Annotated in this window: 25 protein-coding genes; 23 read left to right on the forward strand and 2 right to left on the reverse strand. The window is 32.7% G+C overall.

All coding sequences use genetic code 11. The annotated features are described in order from the left end of the window. Positions 1-160: 160 nt before the first annotated feature. Positions 161-520, reverse strand: coding sequence for a helix-turn-helix domain-containing protein (locus tag ACH0B5_RS11770; protein ID WP_341362175.1), 360 nt, complete (start codon positions 518-520; stop codon positions 161-163). Positions 521-962: 442 nt separating this feature from the next. Between ACH0B5_RS11770 and ACH0B5_RS11775 the strand changes: the two genes are divergently transcribed. The 16 genes from ACH0B5_RS11775 (at position 963) to ACH0B5_RS11850 (ending at position 13,888) form a co-directional block, all read left to right on the forward strand. After that, complete coding sequence (locus ACH0B5_RS11775; RefSeq protein WP_406927852.1) at positions 963-2,159, forward strand: MFS transporter; 1,197 nt, start codon at positions 963-965, stop codon at positions 2,157-2,159. A gap of 199 nt (positions 2,160-2,358) precedes the next feature. Continuing rightward, the gene (locus ACH0B5_RS11780; protein WP_122970537.1) at positions 2,359-3,192 is read left to right on the forward strand and encodes an SPL family radical SAM protein; all 834 of its coding nucleotides are present in this window, start codon (positions 2,359-2,361) and stop codon (positions 3,190-3,192) included. 176 nt (positions 3,193-3,368) lie between these two features. After that, entirely contained in the window at positions 3,369-4,964 is a 1,596-nt protein-coding gene (locus tag ACH0B5_RS11785) for an ATP-binding protein (RefSeq protein ID WP_406927853.1), read from the forward strand. Continuing rightward, complete coding sequence (locus tag ACH0B5_RS11790; RefSeq protein WP_122970539.1) at positions 4,961-5,641, forward strand: response regulator; 681 nt, start codon at positions 4,961-4,963, stop codon at positions 5,639-5,641. Before ACH0B5_RS11785 ends, ACH0B5_RS11790 begins: the two co-directional genes overlap by 4 nt. A gap of 40 nt (positions 5,642-5,681) precedes the next feature. Continuing rightward, positions 5,682-6,176: a hypothetical protein gene (locus ACH0B5_RS11795; RefSeq protein WP_122970540.1), complete on the forward strand. Its 495-nt coding sequence runs from the start codon at positions 5,682-5,684 to the stop codon at positions 6,174-6,176. 248 nt (positions 6,177-6,424) lie between these two features. Continuing rightward, a complete protein-coding gene (locus tag ACH0B5_RS11800; protein ID WP_406927854.1) occupies positions 6,425-7,717 on the forward strand; it encodes a CitMHS family transporter in 1,293 nt (430 codons plus the stop codon). Positions 7,718-7,872: 155 nt separating this feature from the next. Beyond that, complete coding sequence (locus tag ACH0B5_RS11805; RefSeq protein WP_122970542.1) at positions 7,873-8,289, forward strand: BlaI/MecI/CopY family transcriptional regulator; 417 nt, start codon at positions 7,873-7,875, stop codon at positions 8,287-8,289. Between the two features lie 2 nt (positions 8,290-8,291). Continuing rightward, a complete protein-coding gene (locus ACH0B5_RS11810) occupies positions 8,292-9,140 on the forward strand; it encodes a M56 family metallopeptidase (RefSeq protein ID WP_341362169.1) in 849 nt (282 codons plus the stop codon). Positions 9,141-9,192: 52 nt separating this feature from the next. Next, positions 9,193-9,837 (forward strand): DsbA family protein, encoded by a 645-nt coding sequence (locus ACH0B5_RS11815; RefSeq protein WP_406927855.1) that lies wholly within the window; start codon positions 9,193-9,195, stop codon positions 9,835-9,837. Further along, the gene (locus ACH0B5_RS11820) at positions 9,830-10,231 is read left to right on the forward strand and encodes a disulfide oxidoreductase (protein WP_341362966.1); all 402 of its coding nucleotides are present in this window, start codon (positions 9,830-9,832) and stop codon (positions 10,229-10,231) included. The genes ACH0B5_RS11815 and ACH0B5_RS11820 overlap by 8 nt, the downstream gene beginning before the upstream one ends. Positions 10,232-10,256: 25 nt before the next feature. Further along, the gene (gene resA, locus ACH0B5_RS11825; protein WP_406927856.1) at positions 10,257-10,796 is read left to right on the forward strand and encodes a thiol-disulfide oxidoreductase ResA; all 540 of its coding nucleotides are present in this window, start codon (positions 10,257-10,259) and stop codon (positions 10,794-10,796) included. Between the two features lie 250 nt (positions 10,797-11,046). Next, complete coding sequence (locus ACH0B5_RS11830; RefSeq protein ID WP_122970546.1) at positions 11,047-11,268, forward strand: transcriptional regulator; 222 nt, start codon at positions 11,047-11,049, stop codon at positions 11,266-11,268. Positions 11,269-11,412: 144 nt separating this feature from the next. Continuing rightward, positions 11,413-11,628, forward strand: a complete 216-nt coding sequence (locus ACH0B5_RS11835; protein WP_122970547.1) for a hypothetical protein — start codon at positions 11,413-11,415, stop codon at positions 11,626-11,628. Between the two features lie 184 nt (positions 11,629-11,812). Further along, entirely contained in the window at positions 11,813-12,472 is a 660-nt protein-coding gene (locus ACH0B5_RS11840; protein ID WP_406927857.1) for an SDR family oxidoreductase, read from the forward strand. 132 nt (positions 12,473-12,604) lie between these two features. Continuing rightward, entirely contained in the window at positions 12,605-13,312 is a 708-nt protein-coding gene (locus ACH0B5_RS11845; RefSeq protein WP_122970549.1) for an MBL fold metallo-hydrolase, read from the forward strand. Positions 13,313-13,321: 9 nt separating this feature from the next. Continuing rightward, a complete protein-coding gene (locus tag ACH0B5_RS11850; RefSeq protein WP_122970550.1) occupies positions 13,322-13,888 on the forward strand; it encodes a TetR/AcrR family transcriptional regulator in 567 nt (188 codons plus the stop codon). Between the two features lie 72 nt (positions 13,889-13,960). Here ACH0B5_RS11850 and ACH0B5_RS11855 read toward each other — a convergent pair whose 3' ends face one another. After that, the gene (locus tag ACH0B5_RS11855; protein ID WP_406927858.1) at positions 13,961-14,491 is read right to left on the reverse strand and encodes a GNAT family N-acetyltransferase; all 531 of its coding nucleotides are present in this window, start codon (positions 14,489-14,491) and stop codon (positions 13,961-13,963) included. 169 nt (positions 14,492-14,660) lie between these two features. Here ACH0B5_RS11855 and ACH0B5_RS11860 point away from each other — a divergent pair, with 169 nt between their 5' ends. The 7 genes from ACH0B5_RS11860 (at position 14,661) to ACH0B5_RS11890 (ending at position 19,642) form a co-directional block, all read left to right on the forward strand. Then, positions 14,661-14,861 carry a hypothetical protein gene (locus tag ACH0B5_RS11860; RefSeq protein WP_406927859.1) on the forward strand — a complete coding sequence of 67 codons (201 nt, stop codon included), beginning with the start codon at positions 14,661-14,663 and terminating at the stop codon, positions 14,859-14,861. Between the two features lie 39 nt (positions 14,862-14,900). Continuing rightward, entirely contained in the window at positions 14,901-15,131 is a 231-nt protein-coding gene (locus ACH0B5_RS11865) for a hypothetical protein (RefSeq protein ID WP_406927860.1), read from the forward strand. 82 nt (positions 15,132-15,213) lie between these two features. Next, positions 15,214-15,621 (forward strand): hypothetical protein, encoded by a 408-nt coding sequence (locus tag ACH0B5_RS11870; protein ID WP_122970554.1) that lies wholly within the window; start codon positions 15,214-15,216, stop codon positions 15,619-15,621. A 167-nt stretch (positions 15,622-15,788) separates the two neighbouring features. After that, on the forward strand, positions 15,789-16,088 hold the full coding sequence (locus ACH0B5_RS11875) for a hypothetical protein (RefSeq protein WP_406927861.1): 300 nt from the start codon (positions 15,789-15,791) through the stop codon (positions 16,086-16,088). Positions 16,089-16,417: 329 nt separating this feature from the next. After that, positions 16,418-17,845 carry an aldehyde dehydrogenase family protein gene (locus ACH0B5_RS11880; RefSeq protein WP_341362965.1) on the forward strand — a complete coding sequence of 476 codons (1,428 nt, stop codon included), beginning with the start codon at positions 16,418-16,420 and terminating at the stop codon, positions 17,843-17,845. A 386-nt stretch (positions 17,846-18,231) separates the two neighbouring features. Then, positions 18,232-18,708, forward strand: coding sequence for a hypothetical protein (locus ACH0B5_RS11885; RefSeq protein WP_406927862.1), 477 nt, complete (start codon positions 18,232-18,234; stop codon positions 18,706-18,708). A gap of 316 nt (positions 18,709-19,024) precedes the next feature. After that, on the forward strand, positions 19,025-19,642 hold the full coding sequence (locus ACH0B5_RS11890; RefSeq protein WP_406927863.1) for an HAD family hydrolase: 618 nt from the start codon (positions 19,025-19,027) through the stop codon (positions 19,640-19,642). The last annotated feature ends 182 nt before the right edge of the window (positions 19,643-19,824 follow it).

Raw genomic sequence — 19,824 nt, forward strand, 5'->3', positions numbered from 1 at the left:
GAAAAAAATGCTCCTTTGTTTAGCAATAATAATGTTTGATATGAGTTCAGTTTTATATTAACTCATGTCTTTTAATATAAAAGCCGGATTATATATCCCGGCTTTTTCCTTTCCAAAAGAAATCTAGTACTATTCTTTCTTTAGATTATATCATTTTAAATTAATGATCCCATGTCAACTCACCTAATGTTAATAGGGATTCTATTAATAACAATAGATAGGAAGCTGTATGAAAGTCTTTTAAATTTTTACCTGTTAATTCTTCTATTTTTCTAATTCGATATTGGATTCCACCCATTGATAAGGATAAGTCTTTCATCGTTTTTTCAAGATGTCTTCCATTCACTAAATAAATATAAAGGGAATAAAGTAAATCTTTATTTTTATTATCTTCGCATATTAATTTCCCTAATTCATTTTGTGCAGTCTGTCGAATGCTTTCTATATTCGAATTGGATAGAAAATTACCAAGTAAACCAAGTTCCTCAAATTGAATAATATTTTGCGAACGGGGTAACAAAGCTGCTCGCTTTGATTGATGTAAATGATCGATAAAGTTTGTTAAATTTGAAAATTGCTTACTTATACCTATTTTATATGGTACGTCGGGATTGTGGAAATAATTACCCGTGATCTATTGGCAATTGGAACCCATGTCACATCTTTATACGAAGATGCGATAGATGCTTATGGTAAGCATTTATTTGATTATCCTTCGCCAGTATTAGGGTAAGAATAACGAAAATAAAAAGTGAATCGTATTTTTAAGAAGGGTATCATACTTTTTCGATAGTAAGAATATTAAATATAAGATAGTAAAACTTTTTATTTAAAAGAAGGTCTTCATTTGTAATTAAACAAAGGTTTAACTAAAAGAGTGTTTCATGATAAGGAAGTTGTAAACATCTCATTGTTTAGGGATATTTACAACTTCTTCTCATTGAACAAAAAGGATGTGTACCATGCCTGGTCACTATAAGTTTACTTTATATTTATTAATGTTTTGTATGTTTATTACGATGGGCGGATTAGGAATCATTGTCCCTGTAATGCCGGCATATTTAGAAATGTTTGATGCAGGGGGAAGGATATATGGTTTATTAATTGCCACCTTTTCTTTCGCACAGTTTGTTTTATCTCCTTTCATAGGTGAACTATCAGATAAATATGGTCGGAAAAATTTTATTATTATAGGTTTGATATTTTTCGGTAGTGCCCTCATATTGTTTGGACTTGCAAATTCTTTATGGTTACTTTTTGTTTCACGATTAATTTCAGGCATTGGCGCTGCGTTTGTGATGCCAACAATATTGGCCTATGTTGGTGATGTTACGCCGTTGGGAGAACGGGGAAAAGGTATGAGTTTAATCGGCGCAGCAATTAGTTTAGGGTTTACAGTAGGGCCTAGCATAGGGGGCGGTTTATCAGGAATTACTTTAGAATTCCCATTTTATTTTGCTGGTTCAATCGCATTAGTTGCGGCAGTTGTTTCTTATTTTGTTTTACCGAATGTTGAACAAAAATTGAATGTGCCAGCAGGTAGACCGAACCAAAATACTTTTCATCAACTAATCTCTTCTTTTAAAGTTCCATATTTTGTTTTTTTAATCGTTGTATTTACATTCAGTTTTGGGATTGCCAATTATCAAGCTACTATGTCACTATATTTAGATGATAAATTTCAATATACACCCTTTTTAATTTCAGTCATTTTTACTGTTGGTGGATTTGCAGGTGTAATACTTCAATTGTTTTGGATGGATAAATTATTCCTTCGCTTTGGCGAAATGAAAATTATTTTATTTCATTTAGTGGTAGCCTCGATTACCCTTGTACTATTAATTTATGTAAATGGATTTTTCATAATATTAACTGTTGCCTCTTTAAACATGATTGCTGCTACTTTCATTCGTCCGGCAGTTAATACAGCAATTAGTAAAATGGCGGGGGATGAACAAGGATTTGCTGCTGGAATGAATAATGCATATATGAGTTTAGGGAACATGGTCGGTCCGATATGCGCGGGAATGTTATATGATTGGAAAATCGATTCACCCTATTTATTTGGAGCCTTTGTATTATTCAGTTGTTTCATTCTGACTTATTTTTGGTCGATGAAAAAATCTGCCCAACAAAAATTACAATCATCGAATCCATAATGGAGATAATAGGAATAAACTGATTTCTGTATGAAAGGGATCAGTTTTTATGTGGAATTTATTTAATTAGGAAAACAATAAATTTGTAGTTTTTTTCATATGATTGTATTTTTATTAGAAAGCTACACACTATTGGGTTATATAATCAAATTAAAATCTTTTCTCTAAAAATAATATCCTTCGAGAAAGGAGTCTATAGATGGGGATTGAAATAAAAGAGATTTTATCAAAGAAAATATTGACGGAAGCAAAAGGTTATCTAGATGTTGGATTTACCCATTCTCTTAATCCGTACAGTGGTTGCGCCTTTTCATGTAAATACTGTTATGTAAGGGAAATGCCCATTCAAAAATTCAACGAAATTCCATGGGGTGAATGGTTAAATATTAAATTAAATGCAGCGGAAAATTATCGTAAGGAAGTCATCAAAATTCGGAAGAAACAAGATCCTTTGAATATTTTTATGTCATCAGCAACAGATCCGTATCAGCCGATAGAACGCAAGGCACACATAACAAGAAGCATTTTAGAAGCAATGATTGAATTTCCACCCGATTTTCTTCAAATTCAAACTCGTAGCCCTTTAGTTACAAGGGATATGGACTTGTTACTAAAATTAAAAGAAAAATGTAAAGTTGTCGTATCTATGACAATTGAAACAGACCGAGATGACATTCGGAAATTATTTGCGCCATTTTCTCCTAGTATAAATTTACGTTTACGTGCTTTAGAAGAACTGCGTAAAGAGGGTATATCCACACAAGCTTCCATTTCACCTGTATTACCATTTACACCTGACTTCCCAAAGGTTCTAGAAATAAGAGCGGATACTATTTGGATTGACACATTAAATATTGGGGATGGGGCGATGGGAAAACGTTCAGAAAGATTAGGGATGCCACAACTATTTGAAGAGCATGGTCTATCCAAGTGGTATCGAAAAGACATACACGAAATGGTTGCAAAATATTTTAAAAAATTCCTTCCAAAAGACATTATTCGAGTATCAAAAAATGATGCCTTCCCACGATGAAAAGCTTGTTTGTTCAAGCTTTTTTATTTTTCACTATAATTTAATGAAGGAGAAATCTTTTTGAATCTCTCTCTTTATATGTACCAATTGTTTATAGATTATAAATAGCAATCAATTGATAGAATATTTATATTCTTATAGAATTAACAATAAATGATTAAAAGAGGATGCGTTATATGAGGAGAGTATCAATCCAAACAAAGATTTTAGGATTAACATTATCATTAAGTTTTTTAATTATTCTCCTATTAACTTCTTATTTTACCTATATGCACGGTAAACAAATAGCAGAAGATCGAGGTCGCTTAGCATTAGAACTATCCAAATCCGTTTCAATGATGCCAACAATTATCGAGGCGTTTGGAAGTGAAAATCCATCGGAAATGATTCAACCCGTAGTAGAAAAAATTCGTCAAAAAACTGGAGCAGAGTTTATTGTAGTCGGTAATAAGGAAGGGATTCGTTACTCCCACCCACAAGAATCAGAAATTGGGAAGAAAATGGTAGGTGGGGACAGTAAACGGGCAATTGAAAAGGGTGAATATTATATTTCGGAAGCTCGTGGTTCCCTTGGTCTTTCAATGCGAGGTAAATCGCCTATTTTTAATCAAAATGGTGACATCATCGGAGTCGTATCAGTTGGATTTTTAGTAGAAGATATAGAAAAACAAATATTTAAAAATATATCAAAAGAATTGGTCATTTCGTTATCCGCTCTAATTGCATCTATTATAGGAAGTTTTTTACTTGCGAAAAGTATTCGAAAAGATACTTTAGGATTAGAGCCTTACGAAATTGTTAATTTATATAAAGTGAAAAACGCTGTATTACATTCCGTACAAGAAGGAATTTTGTCAATTGACAAAAATGGAATCATTACTTCCATGAATCAGCGAGCTAAAAGTTTACTTGGTATAAAAGGTTCTGTCCGTCACTTAAAAGTCGATGGTTTATTTCCATCAAATTATTTATATGATGTGTTAAATTCAGGAGAGCCCCAATTCGATAAAGAGTTAACATGGAAAAATAAAACGATAATCGTCAGTTGTACACCGATAAAAGATGAAAAAAGTGTGAATGGTGTCGTTGCTGTATTTCGTGAAAAAACAGAAATCGAGCAAATGATAAATACACTTTCTGAAATGAAAACCTACTCGGAAGAGTTAAGGGCGCAAACCCATGAATTTACGAATAAATTATATGTGCTATCAGGGCTTTTACAATTAGGTGAGTATGATGAAGCAATCGAAATGATTCAAGGGGAAACAACGGAGTTAGAGTTTCAGAACCAAATCGTGTTTGAACAAATTAGGGATACGAAAGTTCAAGTCATTTTATTAGGGAAAATAGGGAAGGCATCGGAGAAAAAAATACTATTTGAAATAGCTCCAGAAACTTATATCGACAAACTTCCTGATCATATTAGACTTTCTCAGTTGACCCTTATACTTGGAAATATAATAGATAATGCATTTGAAGCTGTTTCTGATGTAGAAAAACCAGTTATTAAATTTTTCGCGACAGATATTGGTGAGGATATTATTTTTGAAATAAGTGACAATGGAAAAGGAATAGCAGATGAAGATATGCCATCCCTTTTCGAAAGGGGCTTTAGTTCAAAAGAAGGGGAAGACCTAAGGGGATATGGATTGTCAAACGCTGACAAATCGGTAAAAGAACTAGGCGGTATTATTGAAGTCCAAAATGGCAAAGAGAACACGGTATTTACAGTGTATCTTCCGAAACAGCTGCAAGGAGGGGAAAAACAGTGAAATTAAAAGCAGTTATCGCAGAAGATGACTTTCGTGTAGCAGCTATTCATGAAAAGTTTTTAGGAAATTTTGAAGGAATTGAAGTTGTAGGGAAAGCACTTAATGGAAAAGAGACAATTGAAATATTAAAAAAAGAGAAGCCAGATTTACTTTTACTTGATGTATATATGCCCGACCAACTGGGAACGGATTTGCTACCTAACATTCGTAAACAATTTTCGAATTTAGATATTATTATGATTACAGCAGCAACCGATAAAGAGCTATTTACAAAGGCACTGCATTACGGAGTAGAATATTTTTTAATTAAACCGGTTAAGATGGAACGGTTTAATGAAACAATTGAAGAGTATTTGAATAAACATCAGCTTTTGCAATCAAAACAGGAAATAGATCAAGATTTTGTTGATCTCATATTGAAAAAATCTGCTCCCTCTACTACGACAAAGGAAACTGCATTACCGAAAGGGATTGATGAAATTACCCTCGTAAAAGTGAGAAATGTTCTGGAGAATAGTAAAACGAGTTTATCGGCTGAGCAAGTAAGCGAACAAATTGGCGCTTCTCGAATTACTGCAAGACGTTATTTAGAATATTTAATCACTGTAAAGGAATGTAAAGCAGAAGTCGTCTATGGTGTAGTTGGAAGACCTGAACGAAGATATTGTAAAATTTAAAGATATTGTATTTTCTTCAATGGTGAAAGGGAGGATGAAAATGTTAGAAAATGGAGATTTACTTATTTGGGAACCACTTCAAGTGAATCCCTTTGATCGATTTCATGCACCAATGAATCTAGTATCTATGCATTTTGAAGGTGATTTTGTACTGAAATTTAATACGTTTAACAGTTCAATGGAGTATGTATTTACTTACAAACAAAGTCAATCCAATTATTACGCTATTCGTCATTTTCGTATTCTCGAAGAGTTTATAAGGCATGATGTTGAAATATTAATTGATCAATTTCGTTTAAAAAGGGAATCGCTAGGTCTACCTAAATTAACATATGACTCTACTTTTTTTAAAATAGAAAATTCTAGCTTTTTATCTTGGTATCGAAGCATAGATCCATCCTTCCCATTACAAGAAGATTGCTGTGTGGAACATCATTTATATATTACAACGGATTATTTTATTGATGTATTAAGTGAACAGCAACCTAATATTACGATATCTACTAAAAATGAAAGCGGTAATATATTAGAATAATATTCCCTTTTACATATTTGTGGGCACTTTTAATGGTGCCCACTTTTTATATTGTAATAAAGTTTCTGTATTTTCATGTTCGGACATAATATTCCGTTATTCCGTGAACACAATGAACAAAAGTTTCGTAATGTTCTTAAAAAACATTATTTTGCAATCGCTTACAAACTAACTTTTCTCCTCTACAATTTATTTAAAGGGAAAATAGTAGATTGTTATTTTACTTCATAAGGGGGAGAAGAAAAAATATGCTAGCTATATTAGGATTTTTAATGATTATTGTATTTATGGTTCTAATTATGACCGGACGACTTTCAGCAATGATTGCATTGATTATGATCCCAATCGTCTTTGCGTTAATTGGTGGGTTCGGTAGTGAAATGGGACCGATGATGTTAGACGGAATTAAAAGTGTAGCACCAACAGGGATCATGATTTTATTTGCCATTCTTTATTTTGGTACATTAATTGATGCCGGGGTTTTTGACCCGATCATTAATACGATTCTTAAAATTGTAAAAGGTGATCCTGTTAAAATTGCCATCGGTACAGCGATATTAGCCTTACTTATTTCATTAGATGGCGATGGCACTACTACATATATGATTACTATTTCAGCAATGCTTCCATTATATAAGAGAATTGGAATGAGACCGATACTATTAGCGGGTATTGCAGTTTCTGCTTCTGGGGTTATGAATTTATTACCTTGGGGTGGACCAACAGCACGTGTTATGTCCGCTTTAAATTTAGAAATGTCTGAAGTATTTACACCAGTTATTCCTGCAATGGTCGGCGGGGCTCTTTTTGTCCTGTTTATGGCGTTTATTTTAGGTCGAAAGGAAAGAAAGAGAATTGGAGTGATTGAATTTGATTACCAAACAATCGCTCAATTAACGGCTACTGTAGATGAGAACAATTTAAAACGTCCAAAATTGATAATTTTTAATTATGCATTAACGATTGCTTTATTAGTTGCACTAATTATGGAGTTGTTACCACCAGTTGCATTGTTCATGCTTGGATTTGCAATTGCAATAACAGTTAACTATCCAAAAATGAAGGATCAAAAAGAACGTATAGCAAATTATGCGGATAATGCATTGTCTGTCGTATCGATGGTTTTTGCAGCAGGTATTTTTACAGGTATTCTTTCAGGTACAACAATGGTGGATGCCATGGCTAATTCGGTTATCCAATACATACCAGAATCTATGGGGTCCCATTTTACTATCATCACAGCTATCCTTAGTGCTCCTTTTACTTTCTTTATGTCAAACGATGCTTTTTACTACGGTGTCCTACCGCTACTTGCTAAAGCAGGAGCTGTATATGGCATTGATCCGGCATTAATTGGTAGAGCTTCACTATTAGGTTTACCAGTACATTTATTAAGTCCATTAGTTCCGTCTACTTATTTATTAGTAGGGATGGTTGGAGAAGATTTCGGGAAATTCCAACGCATCTTCTTAAAATGGGCTTTCGGATCGACAATTGTTATGGTGATCGTTTGTCTTGTATTAGGTATCATTCCTTTTTAAAGTAAATTTTTTAAATAAAGTTCGTAAGATAACGGTAGTGAATACTATCGTTATCTTTTTATTTTTATAGATTATCAATTGAATTTAATTACGAACACAACTTCTTGACTCAAAAACAATATAACACTACAATGTGTAATGTGAGGTGGTAAATCGTGTTGATTCGAAAATTTAAAATGAAGGAAAGTGGCTTAAACCGCTTTTTTGGACCGCTTGAAGCAAAAATTATGGACATATTATGGAATGTAGAAAAAGAAATGACCATTAAAGATGTTCAATTTGAGTTGGAAAAAGAGAAGTCTACTAATTTTAATACGGTAATGACCGTCATGAATCGTCTAGTTGAAAAGGGGATTCTTCGAAAAAAAACGGTAGGTCGTTCTTCTGTTTATGCCCCTGTTCAAACGAGAGCATCTTTTTTGAATGAACAATCGAAGGAAATGACTCATGAATTAATGGATGAATTCGGGACTGTTGTTGTCAGTCATATGTTAGATGCGCTTGAAGATGTTGATGAAGACCTTGTATCAAAACTTGAACAAAAAATTAAAGAATTAAAAAAGGAAAAATAACTATGTCAAAACGTCGCGCAACCATTACATATATAGTTCCATTAGCCATATCAAGTATTATTTTTGTTCAAATGGGATTATACATCCTTTCGATAATGGGTATTTGGAATTCAAAGTACAATTTAGTCGTTGCTTGTCATAGCCTTTTAAAAGCCATTGGTCTTTCGTCACTTCGATATGCATTAGATTTACTCGTTTTTTATACGGTACTTTATTTAATGTGGAAAATCGGCTCCCAACTGATCAATAGTTGGAATTTGAAGCGGAAATTTAAACAATATCAAGATATTACCCTCACAAATGACTTTAATTTAATGTATCAAAAGGAAAGGGACGATATTGTTGTTATATCGCACCCAGTTCCACTTGCTATTACAATGGGGTTTATTAAACCTAAAATTGTGATTTCAACAGGGGTAATTAATTTGTTAACGGAAGAAGAATTACGCTCGGTTATATCCCATGAATTTTATCATTATAGAAATCGTGACCCACTAAAAGTATTTTTAATCTCTTTATGTGCTTCTACAATGTGGTATATTCCGATTTTACAATGGTTTACCCAACAATACCGAATTATTCAAGAAATATTAGCAGATGATTACGCCATTAAAAGGCAAAATACACCGGTTTATTTAAGTAGTGCATTGTTGAAAATGATTAAAGTAGGTAAGCAACATAAAATGCCTTTTGCATACGTATCCTTTGCAGATACATCTGTAAATTATCGAATTGAGTATATTTTGAATCCATTAAAAAATATAGAATGGAAGATTCCTAAGAAAGAGTCCTATATTTCACTCTTTATCTTCCTATTAATTTGCATATTTTTTATTTACGCTTTAGCGTAAATTTTTTACCCCATTACACTACGTTATGTAGTTTGAATTAGGAGTGTTTCAAATGTCTAAAAAAATATTTTGGATTATCGGCATCATTGCTGTTTGTTTAATTGGTATTATCGTGTTAACAAATGTTCAAACCGAATCGGCTAAAATTGATTACGAAGGGCAGCCTTTTTTAGGAGAAGAATCTGCACCAGTCGAAATTGTTGAATTTGGAGATTATAAATGTCCCCACTGTGGAGAATTTAACAGTTCATTTGTTCCGTTTATAAAAGAGGAATTTGTTGAAACGGGAAAAGCCAAATTTTACTTTATGAACTATTCATTTATTGCTTTTGATTCAACGATTTCTGCCCAATTTGCTGAAACAGTATATAAAGAACTTGGTAATGAAACATTTTGGGAATTCCATGATTTATTATTTGCAAACCAAACAAATGCGTCAGGAAAAGAGAATGTATTAACCGAAGAGTTTTTAAAAGCTATATTATTAGAAGTTGCTTCACTAGAAGAAACGGAGAAAGTAATAGAAGCGTTCAAAAATGATGGGGGAACAAAGGCACTAGATCATGACATGGGAATTGCAAAAGGCTTAGGTATTAACTCCACACCGACTATCTATATCGGGGGAGAAAAATTCACAGGACAAACTTTAGACGATTTTAGAGAAATGGTAGAGGAAGCGGCTAAAAATGATCAATAAGTCAATATTATTTGCATGGATTACCTCTATTATTGCGATGGGGGGAAGTTTATTTTTTAGTGAACAAATGGGTTTTATACCATGTACCCTCTGTTGGTATCAACGGATCTTAATGTATCCCCTTGTTATTCTATTAGGAATTGCGTTCTATAAGAGCGATAAGGAAATTTACAAATATATTTTACCTTTATCAATTATCGGAATGGCAATGTCAAGTTATCATTATACGATACAAAAAATTCCAGCCATGCAAGAATTTCATACATGTACAAGCGGTGTTCCATGTTCTGGCCAATATATTAATTGGTTTGGATTCGTTACCATACCGTTTTTAGCACTGATTGCATTTACAATCATTACGATTTCAATGATTGTCCTTTGGAAAAGAAAATAACGTATACTGAAAGGAAATTATGAACATGGATAAAAAGAAAAAACGTCGTTATTTACGAGCTGTTATTCTTGTCATTTTGTTTGGCGCCATTGTATTTACAATCTACTCAACTTTTACAAAAGAAAAAGTTGAAGTATTGCAAGAAGGGGATATGGCTCCTGATTTTGAATTAGTGGATATGAATGGTCATACCCATCGACTATCAGATTATAAAGGGCAAGGTGTTTTTCTCAACTTTTGGGGGACATGGTGTAAACCGTGTGAAAGAGAATTTCCAGTCATTGATCATTATTATAAAACATATCAAAACGATGGTATTCAAGTATTAGCTATTAATATTGCTGAAACTGATTTCACAGTCCAAAAGTATGTAGAAAATAAAGGGTTAACATTCCCAGTACTTATTGATAAATCGAAAAGTGTGTTGTCAACGTATAATATCAATCCGTTACCAACCACTTTTTTAATAAACCCTGAAGGCGAGATTGAAAAAATTATTACTGGGGAAATGACGGATGAAATGATCTTAAACAACATGAAGCAAATTATGCCAAAGGATATTTAAAGGAAAAACTTTGAGAGGGAGACTTCTCGAAGTTTTTTCTTTTTCCTTGAAGATTGTTTGATTGTTTACAAAAAGAGATGTGTAGATATTAAAGACTTACTTACAAACAGGTATCATTATTATTTTATACGAATTTGTTCTGTAACCAAACCAACACTTTTTTAGCAATAATTACTATTGAAAATAGGGAACATTTGTTCTATAATTTAAATTAAACAAGAACGAGCTTCATGAAAAAGGAGTTGTATCAATGAAAGAACAGTTACTGAAGGCAATGAAACGTAATCAACTAGTTGAGATGATGTACATTTCCAAAGCAGGGGAAATTACAAAACGCCGTATTAAAGTTCTCAAAGTATCGAATGATACATTTGAATCGTACTGTTTTCTTAAGCAAAGTAAAAGAACGTTTATCATTCAGAATGTTCTTGCATTGATACCAATTATACGAAAAGAACGAGATGTTATCTGACTAAAAAATGATGAATTTTAAAGCTTTTAAATAATGTTTATTGTTACTTACTATGATTGTTTTTACACTTCTAATAATCAAGGAAGATGAAAAAACTATATTTTTCAATTCATTGGGCGTATTACAATTTAGAGGTGATAAATAGTGAATAAGAAACAAGAACAAAACAAACAAAGGATGAACGTAGAATTAGGTGGAATGGATCTGTTTGGAACAACTTCCAATGCAGAAGTCGGTGGCTATAAAGCTTCTGGAGATATTGAAAATGCGGGAAGATTAGATAAAGGTTTTCAAAAAGTGGAAGATGATGATCTTACTCCAAACGCTTCTATTAAAGAAGGGAAACAAAAAGAGTATTAACTTTATTTCTCGTTGTAAAAATAGCTATTTCATTAGGCGGATTTTCCTAATGGGGTAGCTTTTTTTATTAGATGTATGAATAAATAAAGTATAAGTACTAACCCTTATTATTAGTTTTTTATCTCTTATGTCTATATCATGAAAACAAATGAAGCTCGTTCATTAAGAAAGGGAGAGACAACACATGAATGTATTAGTCATAGGCGCAAATGGTCAAATTGGGCAACATGTAATCAGTAAGCTAAAAATATCAGAAAAACATAATCCAATTGCAATGGTACGTAAAAAGGACCAGCAACTAAAATTTGAAAAAGAAGGTGTTCAAACAGTTTTAGTAGATTTAGAAGGAAGTATTGATCATATTGTTGAAGCAGCAAAGGAAACAGATGCAATTGTATTTACTGCGGGATCAGGAGGACATACAGGTGCCGATAAAACAATGATGATTGACTTGGACGGAGCAATCAAATCCATGAAGGCTGCGAAACGTGCAGGCGTAAAACGTTTTATCATTGTTAGTGCAATCGGTATCCATAAATGGCACGAAAACAATCATCCTGGATGGATGGATCGTACACCTTATTACAGTGCGGCAAAATATTATGCAGATCTCTGGTTAGAGAATAGCGGACTCGATTATACAATCATTCGCCCTGGGGGATTAGTTAATGAGCAGGGAACTGGTAAAATACAATTGGGTAATGATCTTGAGATGGCTTCAATTCCTCGTGAAGATGTAGCAACTACAATCGTTGCAGCATTAGAACATGATAATACAATTGGTAAAGCATTTGATTTAACCACTGGTCAAACTCAAATCGAAGAGGGAATTAAAAGCTTATAGTTTATGTAATAATCTGTTAAATCCATTGTTGTACTTACAAAGGATTTTTTAAATATTTCTGAAAAAACACTTTCTAAAACTAATGGTATTAGTTATAATAAAACTAATATCATTAGTTTTTGGAGGTTAATGGTGAAATTAACGAAAGCGAATCATATTTATCAACTTACGTTTTTACCTAGTTTTTTCCCAGTTAACTGTTATTTTGTAGAAGAGGAAGATTATTTTACTTTAATTGATGCAGGCCTACCTTTTAGTAAGAAAGATATATTGAAAACCGCTTCTCATTTAGGAAAGTCGATACGTAAAATTGTTTTAACCCATGTTCATAGTGATCATATTGGAGCCCTTGATGGGTTGAAAGAGGAACTTCCGGATGTGGAAGTTTTCATCCCGAAAAGGGAGTTAAAGATTTTAAACGGAGATCTGTCGTTAGAAAATGGGGAAGGGGAAATGCCCATTAAAGGAAGTATTCCAAAGAATATTAAAACAGTACCAGATCAATTAATAGAAGATGGAGATCAAATAGGTTCCATCAAAGCTATTCACTCACCCGGTCATACTCCGGGAATGATGTCGTTTTTAGATATTCGAGATAATACGTTAATTGTAGGAGATGCATTCCAATCAAGGGGAGGAATTGCTGTAGCAGGAGATATTCGTTGGAGTTTTCCATTCCCAAGCTTTGGGACATGGAACAAAAAAATCGCAATTGAATCTGCTGAAAAATTATTAACATATAATCCATCTGTACTTGCGGTAGGGCATGGAAATTTAATCTTTGACGCTGAAGAGAAAATGAACCAGGCAATTGAAAAGGCAAAAAAATCAATAAAGTAGGGAAAAACGATGTCACCACGTTCTGGAATAAATCAAGAAGTAATCATAAATAAAGCTGTAGAAATCGCTGAAAAAGAAGGGATGGAGGCAGTCACGATGGCAACATTGGCAAGGGAGTTGTCCATTAAATCACCATCCCTTTATAATCATTTCAAAGGTTTAAACGAAATAAAACTAGCTCTAGCTATGAAGTCATTAAACCTTTTTTATCAATATTTAAAAAATGCTACTTTAAATCAAAAGAATGGACCTGAAGCGATACGCGCAATTGGAAAAGCATATATAGAGTTTGCGTATCAGCATCCCGGATTATATGAAGCGCTAATATCATCACCAGATTCAACATGTAAAAACATCCAAATGGCTGAAGAAGCTATAGTAAATTTAATAAAGAAACCTATCGCTGTTTTTCCATTGGATGAAAAAGAACAAATTCATGCTGTTAGGGGATTAAGAAGTTTACTCCATGGATTAGTAGATTTAAAACGAAAAGGTGGGTTTAATCTGCCACTAGACTTCGAGGAATCTTTAGAAGTGAATCTCGAAATATTTATTAAAGGACTTAAGATTGATTAATAATGTGAGATGACATAACTTATAAAAAAGAATACCGATATTTCATTGAAAGTTGAAATATCGGCATCTAAATTAATCTGATTTTAGTTTAGAAAAGATGGTTAAATCGATCAATTGACCTTTTGACTTCTCTGCTTGTCTAAGTGTACCTTCCATTGTAAAGTTTAACTTTTGTAGCACTTTAATTGAATTAACATTTTCTGGCTCAACCTTTGCTTCAACTCTATTGAAATGAAGAGTGTGAAATGCATGTTCAACAAGGGCAGAGATTGCTTCTGGAGCGTAGCCTTTACCCCAATGTTCTTTAGCTATTTCGTAACCAATTTCCGTCTTTTCATTTTCAAAGTCGAATGAATTATAACCACAAGAACCAATGATTTCATTTGAATTTAATTCGATGATAGAAAAACGAATAGCTTGTTTCTTGTTTGCTAGTTTATCAAGATGATAGATCATTTCCATAGCTTGGCTTTTTTCTGTAAAACCGTCGATGTTCATAAATTTAGTTACTTCCGGATCAGACCAAATTTTAAATAAACTAGATGAATCGGAAGTCCTAACTTTTCTTAAAAGCAACTTATTTGTGTACAATTTAGTAATCAATACTCTTACCTCCATATAATTTTTGACGAGTAAAAAATATTGATCTCTATCTGTGCATAGTTCAGTCCCTTCTATTCAATATGATTCTATTATAGAGGTAGAAATAGAATATGAACACATAAATGAATGTTCAAAACTATATATCAACAAATTTAATAGGAGAGTCCTCATGAAAGGAAATGTTTTTATGTCTATGAATTTTTTCATTATATTTGGTATTGGTATTTATTTAATGGTTTATAGCTTTATGGAAAATATAGAAGTAAGCACTGGAATTCCAGTTATATTAGGTACTTTAATAGGTTATTCTATCTATTCAACATATGAACTTACTAAAATGAGAAGGATTTTACTCGAACTTGTTTTCTAATAGAAGAATAGTTATTAAATTTTAATAGGAGATGTATAAATGACTATTAAGTGGTATAGTGAGAATTTAATATTTGATAGTTTACACGAAGCCGATGTATGGGCAGATTCAATAGCCAATGAAATTTGTGCAAGATTATATGATGGTTATATTACACCCGATTATAAAATAGCGTATGCTTTAGCTTTTCGATTAGCTGAATTCCAAGAATTAAGAGTAATCACTAAAGCTACGAAGGATGGGTATAAAGTTTGGGTAATTCCTTCTTAACACAAATATTCTACTTAATAATTAAGGATGGAGACTATCTATAGTAAGAATCCAAATAGTTCATATTTTGGGGAGATTTAAGATGTATAAAAAGTTAAGTACGATTGACTTTCACTATTTTATTGGTCAAAAGATTACGGAAGTGAATACAGAAAAGAATGTGCCCTTTGGGATGGAATTTGAATCTGGGAGCTTAATTATTGAATGCCCTTGGAGGATACTAACTTCTAATGAAGTTGTAATTGGATACTCGGACTGTTTACAATCGCCTGATCAATACTCCTATAAAGAAGTAGAAAAAATACTGACAGGAAAAAGAATAGTAAATATTTTTCATTTTGAACATATATCTGATTTAGTGTTAGAGGCAGAAGGGAATATATATGTTGAGTTATTTCACGATAGTAATTATTTTGAAGGTTGGCAGTTACGAGGAGACAACGAATTTTATTTAGTATCCTTACCTGGAGGTTCTTATGCGGAATTTTAAACCGTTAAATTGACTGTCGTTAATAAACTTATTAACCGATATGTATCAATCTATATTATGGAATAAAACTATAAAAGTGTAAATTTATGTTAAAATAAAAACGATAATAATTTTATTCTTTAATGGGTACAAACATGGGGTATGTAAAAATAGGAGTATTAGTCTTAATGGGTACATTATTTTTAACAGCTTGTACTGAAGAAAAACTTGTTCAAAAAAATGAAGATGAATTGTCTGTTAAAGAAGCAGCAATTAATGATATACCCATAGATGATGAGTTTACCCTATTTGAGTTGACGACTGAAGAAAGAGAGATCTACACTAATTTTCAAAAAGATTTAAATATTGAACATCTAAGTGGATTGGATTCTGTAAGTGTTGCCAAGTTATATGTTCAAGCTGTGGTAGATAAAAATTATGATGTTAAATACGCCTTATACACAGACAGGGAAGAATATATTCTATGATCAAAAGAGGAAGATCAAAATATTCCTGAATCTGATAGAGGTTCAAAAGAACAGCTTATAAAGCAGTTTAGTAATATTGACAATGGAACATTCATTCAAACTAGTGATTATGAAGGATATATTGAATATGACACAGGTGAAGGGATGAAGGGCTTCAAAATGGTTAAAAATGTAGATGGAACTTGGCAAGTGTCATTTTTGCCTATTCAATAGATAGAATAATTGTGGCCCATTAATAAAATTTTGAATAGTGTTAATGTTTGGAAGTTTCATACATAAAATTACTAAGGAATAGTAATAATAAATATTTTTGAAAAGGGGTATGAAACATTCGAAACTATTTAAAGCATTTTATCAATGGGGAATGGGTGGAATCTACTGGTTCAAAAACAGTTGATGTAATAAATCCAGCTACGGAAGAAGTCTTTGGTCGAATTAGTGATGGAACAATTGAAGATTTGAATAAAGCGGTTGCAGCAGCCAAAGCAGCATTTCCTTCATTTTCTCAAACATCGAAAGAAGAACGAATGGAATTGTTAAATCGAATTGCAGATGAGTATGAGAAACGTAAAGACGATATCGTTGAAGTGATTACACAAGAATTAGGGGCACCCGTTACAATTAGTGAACATACACATTACAACATGGGCTTAGGTCATTTTCGTCAAGCAGCTAAAGAATTGGAAAGCTTCGAATTTACTGAAAGACGAGGGGGTGCGTTAGTTCGTAAAGAACCAATCGGTGTTTGCGGACTTATTACACCTTGGAACTTCCCGACAAATCAGACATCTACAAAGCTTGCTAGTGCATTCGCTGCTGGTTGTACCGTAGTGTTAAAACCTTCTGAACTAACACCATTTGCAGCGATTATTTTAGCTGAAATTTTCCAAGCTGCTGGCTTACCAAAAGGCGTCTTTAATTTAGTAAATGGTACGGGAGAAATTGTTGGTAACGGCATTAGTTCGCATCCAGATATTGATTTTGTATCCTTTACCGGTTCCGGAGCAGTTGGTCAAAAGATTTCAGAAAATGCTGCAAAAACTATTAAGAAAGTGGCTTTAGAACTTGGCGGTAAATCTCCCCTTGTTATTCTCGATGACTATGATATGAAGGAAGCTGCGCAAATTGCCATTTCGAATGTCGTTTTTAATACAGGTCAAGTTTGTGTTGCAGCTACACGTACCCTCGTTCCAAAATTAAAACATGATGAATTTGTTGAGGCAGTGAAGGAAATCTTGCCAACTATACCTTATGGTGATCCTCAAGATAAGAATAATATTTTCGGACCTCTTGTTTCTGAGAAACAGTTTAATCGTGTCCAAGGATATATAAAAAAAGGATTAGAAGAAGGGGCGACCCTTGTCACTGGAGGTCCAGGTAAACCAGGAGGATTAGAAAAAGGATATTTCGTAAAACCGACTGTGTTTACGAATGTAAAAAATGACATGGTGATTGCTCAAGAGGAAATTTTTGGGCCAGTGATGTCGATTATTACTTACGAAGACATTGATGAAGCAATTGAGATCGCCAATGATACGGTTTACGGATTAGCAGGTTATGTAGTGGGAGAGGACAAAGAAAAAGTAGAGAAAGTGGCATCTTCCATTCGAGCAGGCCATATTACCATTAATAATGCACCTATGGAACTGTCTGCTCCATTTGGAGGTTATAAACAATCAGGAGTCGGCCGTGAATGGGGCAGCTACGGTATTGAAGAATACTTGGAAGTAAAATCGATTCTCGGTATGCCGTCCTAATTATTATTGGAATTTAGTTATAGAACTGTATAAAATTCTTTTCAAAAACTGGCGCATTTCTTTTAGATGGAATGCGTCACTTTCTTTAAATCAGCCACCTATGCTTAACAACATCTATAGAGTTTACCGTTACCAGTTAAATGAAATGTGATAGATAAAAAATAGAAGGGTGTAATAAATATGTCTAAAATTGGTCTTTACACAACATCATATTTCTATTCTTTCCAACTTGTGATCTTTTATCATTAGAGGTTTACTTAAAATTAATAGATTTCTAGAAAATTCGTTAGTAAATGTCAGAGATTTGACCGAACAGAAACGTATCTTCAAAATGTAAAAAGTGATAAACCTTTTATATCTCAACATTTAAAGAGGGAGTTATTATAATGAAAATATCATTTTTTGTTGAATTATATGATGATATGATTGGAGAATCTTTTAATATACGTGACTATTTAGCCTGTCGTTTATGTATTTTTGTTCAGCAAAATGGAGAAAAAAATGAAGTTTGTAATTCCACTTTCCACGATGCCTTACTTTTAGGCATGGGAGATATTCTTCTGGAATTAAAAGAAAACAATACATCTTTTTCTGAAGTTATAGAAACCTTTGAAAATGCAATGAAATATAATCTGAATAAAACCGGAAATTTATTAAATATTAAAGCCTACAGTGAATATGACGGGACAACAGAAATTGTCTTTCAAGGTGAGTTTGAAGATTTTCTTATAGCTTTCTTTAAAGAATATGAACGCTACTTTAAAGGAATTCTTCAAAAGGATTCAAATACCATTCAACACAAATCTGTTGAAATGATGGAGCGACAATTAAAAGTCTATAAGGCACTAATAAATAAATATTAACTTACAACATTTAAAGATATGCTGATAGTTATTCCATTAAAGGGTGCAATTCAGAAAATGAATTGTCCCTTTTTGAGCAATCGGGACATATTTTTGAATAAAAGTTTGTTACCAAACTAATAATACGGTGAATTTTACACTATAAACAATCAAAATAAATTATTCAAAAAGCAACTATATAAAACCACTTTTTAAATGGTGATATTAGGATATATTGTTTGGGAGGCGTATCGTCTTACTAGTTAATAGCTGGCAAAATATAAGCAATGGAAAACAAAATTAGTTATAAAACTATTTTAAAGGAGGTGAAATTTAATTGGATAGTATAATTTTTGATTTAGATGGAACTCTATGGGATCCAATTGACACAGTACTTAGTGCTTGGAACAGCGTTATAAGAAATAATGACCAAATAAAAAGTGAATTAACTAGGAAAGACTTTGAAGGTACAATGGGATTACAGATGAATGAAATAAGTAGAAAACTCTTTCCTACTTTAAGTTATAAGGAACGGCAACAATTAGTAAAAGTTTGTTGCGAAGTAGAACAATCTTTCTTAGAAAAACATGGTGGCTATCTCTATCAAAATGTAGAGAATGTCCTAAAAGAGCTTTCTCAAAATTATAAACTATACATTGTTAGCAACTGCCAAGAGGGCTACATAGAAACTTTTTACAAGTATCATAAACTTGAAAAGTATTTTTTGGATTTTGAAAATCATGGGAGAACCGCCCTGTCAAAAGGTGAAAATATTAAATTAGTGATTGATAGAAACAACTTATTAAATCCAGTTTATATGGGTGACACAGAAGGTGATTTAAATGCAGCCAGATTTGCGAAAATTCCTTTTATATTTGCTAAATACGGATTTGGGCAAGTAAGTCAATTTGATAATGAAATTGAAAGTTTTGATGAACTTTTAAATCTTTTCTAGTGAAGTATTAACAATTTTAAGAAGGTGAAAATATAATTATATATCATAATAGAAACCTAATGTAATTATACATCCCCCAATTAAAAATACTTAAGTAGTTACGGGGATGTATTTGATAAGCTAAAACTGAGCCACCATCGCAGTTGAAAAGTGAGCCACTTTTATATGAAAATAATCCTAAC

The organism is Ureibacillus sp. 179-F W5.1 NHS, from assembly GCF_045369345.1.
GTDB classification, from domain to species: Bacteria; Bacillota; Bacilli; order Bacillales_A; family Planococcaceae; genus Ureibacillus; species Ureibacillus halotolerans.

Coding starts and splice junctions, on each gene's coding strand:
- ACH0B5_RS11775 (WP_406927852.1), top strand. CDS start 963: ATGCCTGGTCACTATAAGTTTACTTTATATTTATTAATGTTTTGTATG.
- ACH0B5_RS11815 (WP_406927855.1), top strand. CDS start 9,193: ATGTCTAAAAAAATATTTTGGATTATCGGCATCATTGCTGTTTGTTTA.
- ACH0B5_RS11795 (WP_122970540.1), top strand. CDS start 5,682: ATGTTAGAAAATGGAGATTTACTTATTTGGGAACCACTTCAAGTGAAT.
- ACH0B5_RS11800 (WP_406927854.1), top strand. CDS start 6,425: ATGCTAGCTATATTAGGATTTTTAATGATTATTGTATTTATGGTTCTA.
- ACH0B5_RS11785 (WP_406927853.1), top strand. CDS start 3,369: ATGAGGAGAGTATCAATCCAAACAAAGATTTTAGGATTAACATTATCA.
- ACH0B5_RS11865 (WP_406927860.1), top strand. CDS start 14,901: ATGACTATTAAGTGGTATAGTGAGAATTTAATATTTGATAGTTTACAC.
- ACH0B5_RS11860 (WP_406927859.1), top strand. CDS start 14,661: ATGAAAGGAAATGTTTTTATGTCTATGAATTTTTTCATTATATTTGGT.
- ACH0B5_RS11870 (WP_122970554.1), top strand. CDS start 15,214: ATGTATAAAAAGTTAAGTACGATTGACTTTCACTATTTTATTGGTCAA.
- ACH0B5_RS11850 (WP_122970550.1), top strand. CDS start 13,322: ATGTCACCACGTTCTGGAATAAATCAAGAAGTAATCATAAATAAAGCT.
- ACH0B5_RS11810 (WP_341362169.1), top strand. CDS start 8,292: ATGTCAAAACGTCGCGCAACCATTACATATATAGTTCCATTAGCCATA.
- ACH0B5_RS11840 (WP_406927857.1), top strand. CDS start 11,813: ATGAATGTATTAGTCATAGGCGCAAATGGTCAAATTGGGCAACATGTA.
- ACH0B5_RS11830 (WP_122970546.1), top strand. CDS start 11,047: ATGAAAGAACAGTTACTGAAGGCAATGAAACGTAATCAACTAGTTGAG.
- ACH0B5_RS11885 (WP_406927862.1), top strand. CDS start 18,232: ATGAAAATATCATTTTTTGTTGAATTATATGATGATATGATTGGAGAA.
- ACH0B5_RS11780 (WP_122970537.1), top strand. CDS start 2,359: ATGGGGATTGAAATAAAAGAGATTTTATCAAAGAAAATATTGACGGAA.
- resA (WP_406927856.1), top strand. CDS start 10,257: ATGGATAAAAAGAAAAAACGTCGTTATTTACGAGCTGTTATTCTTGTC.
- ACH0B5_RS11875 (WP_406927861.1), top strand. CDS start 15,789: ATGGGTACATTATTTTTAACAGCTTGTACTGAAGAAAAACTTGTTCAA.